The following is a 12,988-nucleotide window of genomic DNA, read 5'->3' as shown; positions in this document are numbered from 1 at the left end:
ATTCATTTTATTTCATGTTTATTAAGCAAATAATAAAATTTATATTGAAAACCTGAAACGAAAAGCATAATATAGAATAAAGGAGGGGTTGTGGTGATTTACAGAGTGAAAACGTACAAAATTTCTGAAAAGAACCTTGAGTTATTCAATGAATTCTTTATACAGTACTTGTTTCCTAACCAGATTAAAAATGGTTCTAGTCTTATAGGACGTTGGGTGAATTCTTCGAAAAACAAAGTCACGGCGATTTGGGCATATGAGAATTATAATCATTATGAAGAAATTGAAAGAAAAATACGGCAGACAAAAATGCATAAAGAGGCAAAAAAACGCAAGAAAGAGCTTCCGAAACTATTTATATCTTCGAGCCAGGAGTTTTGGGAGATGACGGGAGATTACAAAGAAAAGGAGAGGAATAGCAGTGAAACCGTTGATATCTAAAGAGCCAATTCCACCTGAATTAACAGAGAGCAAGGTTAAAGATCTTACCACCATCGTTTTTGGAGAAAGAATTAAACCGGAGAAATGTGATGCCTTATTTGTATTCAGCGGAACTCATCCGGGCCATTGGAAAAAGGCTGCTGAAGCCTATCATAGAGGGTTGTGTCACCAAGTCATCGTCACCGGAGGAGTAAGCCTCACTGGTGTTCCTCACCCACAGTGGGAGGACAGGACAGCCAAAGAAGCGGATCTTATCTGTGCCCATCTTATAGACGAAGGCGTTCCCGTAAATAAAATCGTATTTGAAAACAGGTCGTCCAATTCTTTAGAAAACGTTCTCTACGCGAAAGAAATTTTTGATTTTTCAAGCATTCAGTCTCTTTTGTATATTTGTAAAAGCCATGCTGCCGGTCGGCAGGAGAGAACACTTAGGAAACATCTTGGAGAAGGCCTGGAATATATTCCTTATTCTTTTGATGCAGAATATGAGGGCGAAAAAGTGGCAAGAGAGACTTGGAATGAATCAGAAACTGGACGAAACAGAGTTTGGGGAGAATTTTTAAGAATTCTTTCTTATGGAGAAAAAGGAGATATTGTTCCTCTCTAGAGGTGAAGAAATTGCAGTAGAGGTTCTTTCATAAGGCTTTTTTCGTAAACTTTACTGCTGTTTGATACTAATTTCAAAGAAATAACCCTATTACGAATATGAAATCTGACAAAATCAAAAAGGAAAGAGCTGCTCTTCCCCGATTAGAGTTAAAACTCTTAGTATCCAGGAATATCTGAAAACAACATTATATGCGAAAACATCCTCTTTTTAATTGATCCTCATCCTTCCGTAAATCATAAAGAAGAAGAGTGCTGAAAACAGTAAGTGCGATGGGCGAAATCTTATGTGATTTCGTCTTCTTTTCACTACAAGGAGGAAGGCCGTTTGCCCTGCAGACCTTTACTTGAAGCGAAACTTATTGAAAGTCACTTGTAAAAAGAGCAGGTTAACGAATCTGTAAATATTAAAATTACCTGATGCTAGTAAGAAAAATTAGGATGAATTGAAACTTTTTCCAAATAAATACGTAGACACTTATAAAACAATAGGAGGCGGAAGAATGTATTTTTATTTGAATGTGGTTTTTACGATTATTCTATTAATCATCTTGACATTAGCATCTTTTGCAATTGACTACATAAGTAGGTTCATGGAGAAAAGGATTAATCCAAAATTCTTGAAGATCACTATCATATCAATCCTTCTTTTACTGATGAGTATAGGAACATATGTAATCAGTGAATTAGGCAGCTGGAGTTTTATCGATACTGTTTTTGTTTCCAGCTTATGTTTCTTTGGCCTGGGATGGATAACTAATATCACAAATAAGGCAAGTATCAATTCCCAAGGAACGGTAGCGAAGTTTATTACCAATAATTCTTATAAGCATCAGTATGAGGCCGCAAGTTCATCAGAAATGAGTTTGTATTTTTTATCCAGTTTGATCTTTCTTATAGGAAGCTGGAGTGCTGCATTTTGGATAGCCTACTCATAAAACTATTATATAAGATGGTATTCATCTTGTTGGCTTTCATTAATCCTATCTTCCACCCTTTGAGCGTAAAATAATCTGTAAACATCATAAAAAATCTATTTAAATTTGGGGTTTCTTGTGCTATTATAGTTGGAATTTATCAGGAGAGAGGGATATATTATGGAGCAAAACACGGAACTCATTAAACCAACTATTGAATTAAAAGAACAATACCTGGAATTTTACCGCGAATGGAAAGACAGTGGAGAGAATATGGTTCCGTGGGTCATTAGCAAAGACCCCTCTGACTTTTCAGCAATGCTGGACTTTATTGAAAATAATTCAAAAGGTAAGAACCTTCCAACTGGATGGGTTCCTGATTCAACTTATTGGCTTATTGATCCCGATAAAAAGATTGTCGGCGCAGTCAATATCAGACACTCTTTAACAGAAGAGCTTCTAAATACAGGCGGCCATATAGGATACGGTATCCGTCCGACCGCAAGAAGGAAAGGGTATGCAGCACAAATATTAGCACAGTCGCTGGAAAAAGCTAAAGAATTGGGAATTGAAAGGGTGCTTGTTATTTGTGATAAAGGAAATATCGGTTCAGAAAAAACCATCCTGAAAAATGGGGGAGAACCAGCTGAAGATTATATAGAAGAAAATGGAAATGTAATTAAAAGATTCTGGATAGAGAACCACGCCAGGTAAAGAGAAAGAAGGCTGCATAATGCTGCCTTCTTTTAATAATTTGAATATCATTTCACCTCTAAGACTATAGAGCCTCTTTCGCTTCCATCGTATTCAACGTCAACTCTCCATTGGCCTTCTTCAGGAAAAGTGATGATTAAGGGGGAACGCCCTTCCTCCATGGTTAAAGCAAACGGCTCAATAGTTTCTCCGCTTTCAGAAACAGGGGAAAGGAGAGCTTCATTTCCATCACCACTTCCAGGAATGATAATTTCAGACTCAAATGGCCTTTCTGCAAATGGAAATGATTCATGGAGAATGGCAGGACCATTCTTTTCACCTACATAAAGTTGAGACTCTTTTTCAAACATTGGACTTGTGTACCACTGAGCTTTTGAAAGCCCGTAAAAGTGGCCGGCTATGATCGTTAATGAAAGCAGTAATAAGACAACCTGTGTCCACCAGAAATGAGACGTTTTTTTGAAGCTGTTTAAAAGCTCTGATTTAGGAGCGAACCATTTGGCCAGAAAAAAGACCAGATTCATTAAGAGTACGGCAAAACCTATATATAATAACATTTTTCCTCCTTTAACTTTTTCGACTATTCATAATTAAACATATGTTTAGTATAGCATATTTAGCAGGAGAAATTTGGCTTTTATTCCACTTAAGCTTTAGAACCTTTAGATTGTTTTCATTGAAGTCGGCTATTTAAAAATACTGTAAAATGGAAGAGGAGCATGAGGATAGAACCAAAACTTAAAAGGTCTCCGGAATAATTCCAGAGACCATAGGCATCATTTTTTTATTCAGGTGTAGAATACCTTAATGTTCATAGTCCAGGTCTTCTGAGGAAAATATCATTATGATCATTTGTCCGCCTGTTACCATCGATCGGATAAGAAGGGGCTGGTTATGTTGATTGCGGAAGGTGAAATCGGGTCCATACCAACTGACAGTGGCGTCCCTTTTTGGCGGTACATAAGGAACTCTTCTACTGTGGGAGTATCGTTCTAATATCTTTACTCCGGCACGATCCACGGCATTAAAAAGTGTAGAGGAAACCTGGCAGATTCCTCCTCCGATTCCTTCTGATAATTCTCCTTTTATAATGACTGGTGCAGGGAGATATCCCTTCGAAACCGTTCTCTTGCCCACAACCTGATTGAAGGAAAAGGTTTCGCCGGGAAATACAACTTGGTTGTTGATTGCATCGGAAGCCAGCTTTATATTATGAACTCTTTCTTTGTTTCTGACATTAAAGTAAGTGACATAATGGCTGATTCTTTTTCGTTTAATTCTTTCGAGGAGTTCGCTGTCAACTTTGGGATATACCGGACTTGCCGGGATTTCCAGCTGAGAAGGTTTCCTATTATAAAAGGCTTCATAAAAGGCTTGTTTGAACTTGGTTAGATCTATTGTACGCCCATTTTGTTCACTGACTATTTCTCCGTGTTCATTGAGTGAAGCGTCAACAGCTTCTTTTGAAATTTTTTTGTTGGTCCTGATAATTAGTTCGTCGAGCTTGCTCTCATCTATTAAATGCTCAGGATAAGGACTCATTTCAAATTCTGCCAGACTGATGTTCTCCACTGTTTCTTCTTCGTATTTTAAATCGATATTCAATTTATCGGAAGAGATTCCCATAGCAGCTAGTAAGATAAATAACAATTTCATTTGCTCACCTCCAATTCATTTTTTTAGTAATTTTAAAAGTGGTGTTTCATCTACTTGCCAAGGGGCGGCTGGCGACGTTTTGACTACTTTGAAGGTAATACGTGTTTTTAAAGGCCCCTTGTCCGTTAAAAACAACTGCAAATCAGCATTAATTTCTTTAATAAATGGAGTTCCCTCGTTACTTACTGTACTGGTCTGCCACCTTAGCGCTTCGATTTCATCCAGAATTTTGAGGTTAGCTTCGTCATTTAGGATCGTTTTTTTAAACAGAACCTGATCATTATTTTTTGCGCCGGCCAGGAAAGCATCGACTACCCCCAGTGGTGCTAATTCATTGAGATAAGAATCCAGTTGTCCTCCAGCTTTCATAACCATAAGGTGATGGGAGAGGTCGGGAGAGTCGGTCTTATGAGTTGTACTCCCATTAAAGTGAATGCAAAAATGGCCGGGAAAACCATTTTGTAATGCACCAGCACCATGCGGCATGCCGTGCATGGAAGCAGCAATAAGATGGTAATTTGAAAGAATGAGAACGGCTTTCCTCTTCCAACTCCACTTTCCACCGTAAATCTCTTTCATGATTTTTGTGTCTTTGTGTGTAAGCGGCTGAACGTCCGCATGATTGCTGCCAGCCCTTCTCTGGACATTGAAGCTTTTTCCGGTCTCCATATCGATCACTAGGAAGGTAGATTCTCGAGGGAGCAGCCTATCAACTTCTTCCCATTGGGTCATTTCAACTTGAAAATCTACATGGGCGAATACCTGTTTTGAGAATTTGTTTGCATGGGGTTCAAAAGATAAAGAAAGGATAAAAAGGATTATAGCGATCTTCTTCACGAATTAGTCAACTCCATATTCAACGATTTACTACTATTTTGTGCGAGTTGCTCCTCTGCTAAAGCTTCAAATAAATGGAAGTTAAAAGCCGGTTTCAGCAATTCACCGCGCTGAAAAAGACTCGTCTCTTATAGCGGTGAAGAATTAAAGTATTATTTTCATATCAAATATTTTTAATTTGAGATAATTAACGATAAAATTGATTTATGAAAACTTTTCTTACTTAAGGAGGATTATGATGGAATTAAAACCATTGAAAGGCCAGCACCATGTATCGGCTATTACTGCAAATGCGAAGGAAAATTACGAATTTTATACTAAAGTGTTAGGCATGAGGCTTGTGAAGAAAACGGTCAATCAGGATGATACATCTGTGTACCATTTATTCTATGCAGATGAGAGAGGTAATCCAGGAACGGACCTGACCTTTTTTGAAATTCCACATGCTGGACGCACCCACCTGGGAACAAACAGCATTTCAACCACTTCACTAAGGGTCGCTTCAGACGAAGCTCTCAACTACTGGATGAAAAGGTTGGAATCACACAGGGTGGATCACGATGGAATTTCAACAGAAAGCGGAAGGGCAGCTTTGGCGTTCAGAGATTTTGAAGGCCAGCGCCTGATGTTCGTTTCAGATGAAAATAACCAGGGTGTTGAAGGCGGAAAGCCTTGGGAGAAGAGTCCGATTCCTGAAGAATACGGAATTCGCGGATTAGGGCCAATCCACTTGACGGTCGCCAAGAGGGAAAACACTGAAAAAATTCTAACCGATTTAATGGGGTACCGAAGAAAGGGAAGCTACTCCACAACCGTTGATGAAAATCAATTCGAAGTAAACGTTTTGGAAACAGGTGAAGGAGGTACAGGAGCCGAAGTTCACATCATTGAGCGCCCGGATCTTCCTGTAGAAAGGCCGGGACGTGGAAGTGTCCATCATGTTGCCTACAGAGTGGAAAATGAAGACGAATTAAACAAATGGGTTGAGCTGCTGAAGGAACTGAGAATTCCTAGTTCAGGATTTGTGGAAAGGTATTATTTCCGTTCTTTATATTTCAGGGAAGCTAACGGAATTTTATTTGAACTTGCTACAGATGGACCGGGATTCGAAGGAGATGAAGATTTCGAACACCTAGGAGAGAACCTTGCTCTTCCTCCGTATTTCGAAGAACAGCGAGATAAAATTGAGGCGCGTTTAAAGCCGCTCGAGACGAAAGAGTAAAAGAAGGAGGACTTGAAAATGGAACATATTTTTAAACAAGGGAAGCAGAAGAATGGACCGACTTTGCTGCTTTTACACGGTACGGGAGGCAATGAGCAGGATCTCCTTCCTCTTGGGGAAATGATTGCGCCGGATAGTTCGGTGCTGGGTGTTAGAGGTAATGTATCAGAACATGGCATGCCGCGGTTTTTCCGAAGACTGTCAGAAGGAGTGTTTGATGAGGAAGATCTTGTCTTCAGAACGAAGGAATTAAAGGAATTCATTGACCAGAGTTCTGAAAAATACGGATTTGACCGAAAAAATGTTCTGGCAATCGGTTATTCAAACGGAGCAAATATTGCCGCAAGTATGATGTACCATTATAGCGATGCAATCCAGGGAGCCATTCTTTTTCATGCTATGGTTCCGCTCCGCGGTATTAATATGGCAGATTTAAGTGGTACACCGGTGTTTATCGGTGCAGGAGAAAACGATCCTTTGATTCCCGCTAAGGAAACAAAAGAACTAGCAGAAGCTTTGCGATCTTCAAATGCAGATGTCACAGAGTTCTGGACCAGAGGCGGACATCAGCTGACAAGGGAAGAAGTGGATCAGGCTGCTGAGTGGTATAAGGAAAAATATAATAATTAACTTGTAAAGGCATCCTTTTGGGGTGCCTTTTTTTGCTTAATAAGCTAGAAATCCAACCTTGTTTTTGCCTGAAGAGAAGTTACTATGCATAATAAGTATAGAAGAGGAATACAACTCTTCCTTTTCAGCTTAGTTTTCCTTCATGAAAGGCGCAGCACAATAAAGCATAAAGGTAATATAGATAAATGGCGGGCAGAATCTTTAAATCTACATTTTTATGTTAGGGAGTGATTGATTTGAAAGACAAAATTATCGAAAAGAAAAGCAGGATCGCAGAATGGGCTTTGTCGCTCAAAGGCTTACCGGAGGAAGTGTGGTTCAGGCCTTTTAAAGAAGGGTCGTGGGGGACGGCAGAGGTGATTGCCCATTTAATGTTCTGGGACCATTACGTGATAGACAGCCGTTTAAAGCCTTTCTTGCAAAATGAAAAACTGTCTGAGAGCAAGGTAGATGTTCAGAAAATCAATGATAATGCAGCAGCCTACGCTCGAAAGTCAGATAAACAAGAAGTGATTGAGGAATTTGTCAATGCAAGAATTGAGCTCATAGGCTTGATTGATGCGATGCCTTCTGAAGCTTTTTCGCAAAAACTTTCAGGTGAAAAAATGACATGGCAACACTATTTCCAGGAATTGATCCAGCATGATAAACATCATCAGAACCAAATAAATGCTCTGTTAACCAGCGTAATGCCGGTAACAGCCAAGCTCTTGCCTACGAGTGATACAGCGGATTTAATAGAAGGCAGCGATATCTTTTTAAAAGAATTCATTGATAAGGATGCTGTGGAGTTACTGCACCTGCAAATAGAAAATAAAGAATTTTTTGAACAGTTTTCAATGCGCCGGCCGAATGGTTTTTATACAGTGCAAGGTCAGGAAGAACGAATCAGGAGCTTTCGAAGAGATAAGGAAAAGGATGTAAGTTACAATTTTGGGATTTACTCTAGCAGTGAAAACCAGCTTTTGGGAACAATCAACCTCTTTCAAATTCTGCGTGGTTCCTTACAAAGTGCATTTATCGGTTATTTCATGGACAGGAAACAGAATGGAAAGGGATACACTTCAGAAGCAGTAAAAATACTGATTGAATATGGGTTCAAAGAGTTGAAGCTTCATAGAATTGAAGCAGGCGTAATGCCTCATAATACTGCGTCAATCAGGGTATTGGAGAAAGCTGGGTTTCATAAAGAAGGTATAGCCCGAAAAAGTGTAAATATCAATGGCAAGTGGGAGGACCACCAAGTTTTGGCCATCATCAATCCTGCACATGAATAACTCTTCGGCAGGAAGAGCGGAATATATCGAAATTAAAACATTCAACCTTTTCAGAATTATGTAATTTATGGTAGTATATCTTAAATACAGAATTATATTCTTGGGGTGAATAATTTGAAATTAGCAGAAGCTTTATTGGAAAGAGCGGACTTGCAAAAGCGGCTTTCTCAAATGTCCGGAAGGCTTGAACGGTCTGCCGTTATTCAGGAAGGAGAAGATCCGCCTGAGGACCCGCAAACTCTGTTAAAAGAAATGAAACGCATCTTTAAGAGGCTTGAAGAGTTGGTAACACTGATACAAAAAGCAAATGCTTCAACAGATTTAGAACCCTTCGGAAAGCTCTCGGATGCTCTTGTAAAAAGAGATACTATCATGCAAAAGAGACAGATGCTCCAAACTTTAGCAGATCAGGCATCCATTGTTGAAGCGAGATACAGTATGTCGGAAATCCGCCGGATTCCAACTGTAAGCGTTCGGAAAATCCAGAAAGAAATAGACGAGTTATCTAAAGAATACCGTTTGCTCGATACAAAAATTCAACAAGCAAACTGGCTGACAGAAATAGACTGATCTTATTTTTAAAAATATAGTGAAAAGAGCTGCGGGCGGTTCTAGCAGTTGACTTTTTTGGTGTAACCTTATGAATATAGCGGATGCAATTGCTTTCTATGATGGCAGGGCTGGGAGAGTGCCTATCGGTTCAAGTCCGATTTTACAACTAATTCTCAGTACACAATACCTTTCATTTAGTATCAATTATTGTAACTACCACGCATCGGATAGGAGTAAGGTGAGGGCGGGAAGCGGGATATTTTCCTTGAAACAAGGTGGAAGATTGGTCGATATTTTTTGGCTTTTGGAAACATCTTTTTAGGAATCATTATCATAATGGTAGTTGCGAAGAGCTGGGCATGGGTGGAGAAATTCTTTCTATACAAACTTTCATCGCTGAAAAGGTATATCCTTTTGCTGGTGTTAATAATAGCGGTTGAATTATCTTCTGATATTTATCTAAAAAAGACGAGAAAACTCCCTCTTCAAGCGTGTGAAGGGCATAGCCCAACGGTAATGGGGAGATGAATCGCCTGCCTTTTGGTCTCTACTAAAAAAACTTCGAAAGAAACAGCCTACAATAAAAAGGTCTCCTGCATGAAAGAGAGGAATCAACTTTCTAGATTAATAAGATAATTTGCTGGAAATAGGAGTGGCGTTATGTTTATACATATTATTGATCAGGATCTTTCGCTGAAATTACCGGAACTAAAGGATGCGGAAGACCTTTTTGCTTTAACGGATACTTCAAGAGAATATTTGCGAGAGTGGCTTCCCTGGCTGGACGGCACGAATTCAGTTGACGATACAAAGGGGTTTATTCAATCTGCCCTCACAAACTTCGCTAGACAAAAAAGTCTTACCACGCTCATTCTTTATAAAGGAGAAGCAGCAGGTACAGCAGGTTTTAATCAAATTGACTGGAGCAATGGAATAGTTTACATAGGGTATTGGCTCGGACAGGGATTTCAAGGCAGCGGTATTATGACCAGGGTTGTAGAGGCATTAACGGAGTATGCTTTCAATGAGCTGAAATTGAATAAAGTAGAAATCAGGGCTGCCGTGGAAAATCAAAAAAGCAGAGGCATACCTGAGCGTCTGGGATTTATTAATGAAGGCAGGATCAGGTGTGCAGAAAAACTTTACGACCATTACGTTGATCATGAAGTTTACGGCATGCTCTCACATGAGTGGAAGAAATAATCAGAATAGAGGATTTGCTATGGATCTTAAGAGTAGATTGCAAGATTTTAAGAAGAATGATTACGAAGGAAACGACTATGAAATCGTCATGGATGAAATGATAGAGAATATTGGACATCCTGATCCTGAACTCAGAGATCAATTAATCTATACAACATTCTATTGGTGGGTGGAGAAAGGTCTTCTATCTGATCACAGCTTGAGAAAATTATTGAGTGTATCCTTGGATGACAGCCATCTCTTTTACAAGATTGGCGAAAGGTCGACTGATACGGTTTTCACGAGAAGCTTTTCATCACTTGCCGCTGCATTGGTACTGAGAAAAGATGCTGAGAATCAAGGACTTCCTGAAGAATTGATTTCTGAAGGAATTAACAAATCCATTCAATACCTGAAAGAAGAGCGTGATACCCGCGGGTATGTGCATGGAAAAGGGTGGGCTCATAGTATTGCTCACGGTGCAGATCTCCTAGCTGCCTCCATAGGGCATCCATATTTCCCCTCAGAAAAGATTGCTGCCTGTTTAGAAGCTGTAAAGTCTTGTTACCAAAAAGAAGCAATCTACATGGACGATGAGGATGAAAGGCTGATTTTTGTCATAGAAGCCCTCCTGCAAAAAGGGTTGACTCAACAACAGCTGATGGAGTGGGTACAATCAATGAATGATCATCTTAAGAAACAGTTTAAAGAAACTGGTTATTCTGTACCTTTTTTCAAGAAAAAGAAGAACTTCTTGGACTTATTAAAATCGCTTTATTTCCGTCTGGGTTATTCACAGAAATCTAAGAAGGTCCAAAAGGAGATTTCCGTGGTATTGGAACAGTGGCATAGAACCATTTACAGAATATAGCCGGGGGGCGTCAGATGGAATACATAGTGAGAGAAGCAGGGATAAATGATTTTTTAAAGCTCCAGCCGCTTCATAAAGAAGTTCATGACTTGCATGCCGGGGCAAGGCCTGATAAATATAAGGAAGCTGAAGAAACTCTTGATCAAACCTATTACCAAGAGTTGATTTCTTCTCCTGAAGCGAAAATTTTTACCATTGAGGAGAAGGGTGAAATTGTTGCGTTTACGATACTAAAAAAAACCTGGCCTCCTCGTTGGAATACCAAAGTGCAGGCTCCGGTCGTTTTTATGGAAGACCTCGGGGTGAAAGGTACATACAGAAGAAAGGGACTTGCGAGGCTCCTGTTTGAAAAAGCGGTGGAGTTTACAAAGGATTGCGGTGCTGGAAGTTTGGAATTGGGTGTGTGGGAATTTAATAGAAGCGCTATTGATTTTTATGAAAAGATGGGCATGACAACCCAGGCAAGGAAAATGGAAATGAAGATAGATTAAGAAGTTATCAAGAAGATAGCTTCTTTTTTTTGCAGAATAAAGAGGATAAAAGCCAAATGGAACATTCAAACGTTTTATCTGTTTTTTAATTAGGGAATAGTATAAAAGGAAGGTTTTGTTTGGGAAGGCTAACACATTTTTAGCTATAGTCCTTTCAACAAGTATTTGCTTCTAACTTGAAAAATAGTGCCAGCAGAGTAAGCAACAGTTTACAGGATAGGTTCTCTGGTATATCGGATTTAAGAAGCAACTGAACTTAAAGAGGAGGAGAGATCGTATGAGTGACATTCGGAAAGGTGAAAATAAATTTTATAAGGGTGAAGACGAGAATGCGCCCGAAGCGGAATTAGTGTATTCTTCTGATGAAAAAGAGATTGTAATTGAGCATACGCTAGTTTCGGAACAGTTAAGAGGCCAGGGAATAGGAGAAAAATTGGTAGACCAGGCAGTTCAGTATGCAAGAGAGAATAACTTAAAGCTTGACTCTCAATGTCCATTCGCCAAACAGATATTGGAAAATAATGATAAGTATGAGGATATTTTACAGTAAGTAATCAATGAAAAAAGAAGTCTCAAGTAAGTACAGAAAACTAAAGATGATTAAGGACGAAATCGATATTGATTTCGTCCTTTTTACTTTTCTTCTGAATCTGTTTAAGGAGATATGATAACACGTGTTCCTACTGGGATGGTTTTGGCCAGCTCTTCAACATCCTTGTTATACATACGAATACAGCCTTTTGAAACGGCTTTTCCAATAGAAGAAGGATTATTGGTTCCATGGATGCCATAAGATTTTTTGGATAGGGACATCCACATGGTTCCAAAGGGTCCTCCAGGGTTGGGGGCTTTGTTTATAATAACGAATTTTCCAATTGGAGTGGCTGACAACATTTTTCCTACGGCGATTGGATAAGTTTTAACTTCCTCTCCATTTTTCAATAATGTCAGTTTCCTTTGTTTGGTGGAAACCCGGATAGAGTAAGGAATAGTATCCGGATCAGGCAGGCGGGGAATAGTGATCAGCTGTCCCGCATAGATCAAGCTGGGATCCGTGATGTTGTTGGTTTTCACTAATTCAGCAAATGGTGTTCGGTAATCCTCAGAAATCGACCATAAAGTTTCACCGGGTTTTACTGTATGTTGATACATGTGGTACCTCCAAGAAGCATTTATTGCAGGATATGTAAGCTGATGATAAATCGTGGCTGAAAATAGTAATGAACTGTGAGGGATATTATTTAAATATTGCTTTTTTTACAGAGAAATATATATTTCAAGCCATGCTAAAGTACTAAATTGCTATTTTAGCCTATAGATTATCATATTAAGTCGAACGGCTCGTAAATTAAAATAGCTCAAGTGGGTACACAATAGTTAACGCCAATCAACTAAGGAGTGTTCCCAAATGAGCTATACCCATATCGTACCACAGGAACGTGTATTAATTGAAAGTTATTGCCTGGAAAAGAAATCGCTGTCTTACATTGCCTCACAGTTGAAAAGAAGCAAGAGCACCATTAACTACGAGCTAAAACGCTGTAAGCCTTATAATGCCCTGCAGGCTCAGCTCGACTACGATGCCAAGCGGG

At 39.4% G+C, this 12,988-nt stretch carries 17 protein-coding genes and 1 pseudogene; 14 read left to right on the top strand and 4 right to left on the bottom strand.

Going from position 1 to position 12,988, the window contains the following annotated elements:
• The first annotated feature begins 93 nt into the window (after positions 1–93).
• From FZC78_RS23150 to FZC78_RS23135, 4 genes are all read left to right on the top strand, one after another.
• Positions 94–441, top strand: a complete 348-nt coding sequence (locus tag FZC78_RS23150) for an NIPSNAP family protein (protein WP_187445073.1) — start codon at positions 94–96, stop codon at positions 439–441.
• Entirely contained in the window at positions 422–1,048 is a 627-nt protein-coding gene (locus FZC78_RS23145) for a YdcF family protein (protein ID WP_148942417.1), read from the top strand. The genes FZC78_RS23150 and FZC78_RS23145 overlap by 20 nt, the downstream gene beginning before the upstream one ends.
• Positions 1,049–1,550: 502 nt before the next feature.
• Positions 1,551–1,985 carry a hypothetical protein gene (locus tag FZC78_RS23140; protein WP_148942416.1) on the top strand — a complete coding sequence of 145 codons (435 nt, stop codon included), beginning with the start codon at positions 1,551–1,553 and terminating at the stop codon, positions 1,983–1,985.
• 159 nt (positions 1,986–2,144) lie between these two features.
• A complete protein-coding gene (locus FZC78_RS23135; RefSeq protein WP_148942415.1) occupies positions 2,145–2,678 on the top strand; it encodes a GNAT family N-acetyltransferase in 534 nt (177 codons plus the stop codon).
• 47 nt (positions 2,679–2,725) lie between these two features.
• On the opposite strand, the gene FZC78_RS23130 is transcribed toward FZC78_RS23135, so the two are convergent.
• The 3 genes from FZC78_RS23130 to FZC78_RS23120 form a co-directional block, all read right to left on the bottom strand.
• The gene (locus FZC78_RS23130; RefSeq protein ID WP_148942414.1) at positions 2,726–3,235 is read right to left on the bottom strand and encodes a hypothetical protein; all 510 of its coding nucleotides are present in this window, start codon (positions 3,233–3,235) and stop codon (positions 2,726–2,728) included.
• A gap of 247 nt (positions 3,236–3,482) precedes the next feature.
• Positions 3,483–4,334: a VanW family protein gene (locus FZC78_RS23125; RefSeq protein WP_148942413.1), complete on the bottom strand. Its 852-nt coding sequence runs from the start codon at positions 4,332–4,334 to the stop codon at positions 3,483–3,485.
• Positions 4,335–4,349: 15 nt separating this feature from the next.
• A complete protein-coding gene (locus FZC78_RS23120) occupies positions 4,350–5,171 on the bottom strand; it encodes a hypothetical protein (protein ID WP_148942412.1) in 822 nt (273 codons plus the stop codon).
• 238 nt (positions 5,172–5,409) lie between these two features.
• Between FZC78_RS23120 and FZC78_RS23115 the strand changes: the two genes are divergently transcribed.
• The 9 genes and pseudogenes from FZC78_RS23115 (at position 5,410) to FZC78_RS23080 (ending at position 11,946) form a co-directional block, all read left to right on the top strand.
• Positions 5,410–6,393 carry a ring-cleaving dioxygenase gene (locus FZC78_RS23115; protein WP_148942419.1) on the top strand — a complete coding sequence of 328 codons (984 nt, stop codon included), beginning with the start codon at positions 5,410–5,412 and terminating at the stop codon, positions 6,391–6,393.
• Positions 6,394–6,411: 18 nt separating this feature from the next.
• Positions 6,412–7,023 (top strand): alpha/beta hydrolase, encoded by a 612-nt coding sequence (locus FZC78_RS23110; RefSeq protein ID WP_148942411.1) that lies wholly within the window; start codon positions 6,412–6,414, stop codon positions 7,021–7,023.
• A gap of 227 nt (positions 7,024–7,250) precedes the next feature.
• A pseudogene (locus FZC78_RS24450) lies at positions 7,251–7,679 on the top strand (DinB family protein); the annotation flags it as partial.
• A gap of 33 nt (positions 7,680–7,712) precedes the next feature.
• The gene (locus FZC78_RS24445; RefSeq protein WP_252183717.1) at positions 7,713–8,300 is read left to right on the top strand and encodes a GNAT family N-acetyltransferase; all 588 of its coding nucleotides are present in this window, start codon (positions 7,713–7,715) and stop codon (positions 8,298–8,300) included.
• Positions 8,301–8,414: 114 nt separating this feature from the next.
• Positions 8,415–8,870, top strand: a complete 456-nt coding sequence (locus FZC78_RS23100; RefSeq protein ID WP_148942409.1) for a DIP1984 family protein — start codon at positions 8,415–8,417, stop codon at positions 8,868–8,870.
• Between the two features lie 642 nt (positions 8,871–9,512).
• Positions 9,513–10,055, top strand: coding sequence for a GNAT family N-acetyltransferase (locus FZC78_RS23095; RefSeq protein ID WP_148942408.1), 543 nt, complete (start codon positions 9,513–9,515; stop codon positions 10,053–10,055).
• Positions 10,056–10,074: 19 nt separating this feature from the next.
• Complete coding sequence (locus FZC78_RS23090) at positions 10,075–10,905, top strand: DUF2785 domain-containing protein (RefSeq protein WP_187445071.1); 831 nt, start codon at positions 10,075–10,077, stop codon at positions 10,903–10,905.
• A 14-nt stretch (positions 10,906–10,919) separates the two neighbouring features.
• Positions 10,920–11,396 carry a GNAT family N-acetyltransferase gene (locus tag FZC78_RS23085; RefSeq protein ID WP_148942406.1) on the top strand — a complete coding sequence of 159 codons (477 nt, stop codon included), beginning with the start codon at positions 10,920–10,922 and terminating at the stop codon, positions 11,394–11,396.
• Between the two features lie 232 nt (positions 11,397–11,628).
• Complete coding sequence (locus tag FZC78_RS23080; RefSeq protein WP_435874220.1) at positions 11,629–11,946, top strand: GNAT family N-acetyltransferase; 318 nt, start codon at positions 11,629–11,631, stop codon at positions 11,944–11,946.
• A gap of 104 nt (positions 11,947–12,050) precedes the next feature.
• On the opposite strand, the gene FZC78_RS23075 is transcribed toward FZC78_RS23080, so the two are convergent.
• Complete coding sequence (locus FZC78_RS23075) at positions 12,051–12,548, bottom strand: L,D-transpeptidase family protein (protein ID WP_148942404.1); 498 nt, start codon at positions 12,546–12,548, stop codon at positions 12,051–12,053.
• 256 nt (positions 12,549–12,804) lie between these two features.
• On the opposite strand from FZC78_RS23075, the gene FZC78_RS23070 reads away from it, so the two are divergent.
• Positions 12,805–12,988: helix-turn-helix domain-containing protein (locus FZC78_RS23070; RefSeq protein WP_148938137.1), on the top strand; the 184-nt coding region annotated here is incomplete at its 3' end.

Origin of the sequence: Rossellomorea vietnamensis (assembly GCF_008180415.1) — a bacterium.
Classification (GTDB): domain Bacteria; phylum Bacillota; class Bacilli; order Bacillales; family Bacillaceae_B; genus Rossellomorea; species Rossellomorea vietnamensis_C.
Note: the sequence above shows the minus strand (reverse complement) of the source record. Positions and strands in the feature narration are given on the sequence as shown.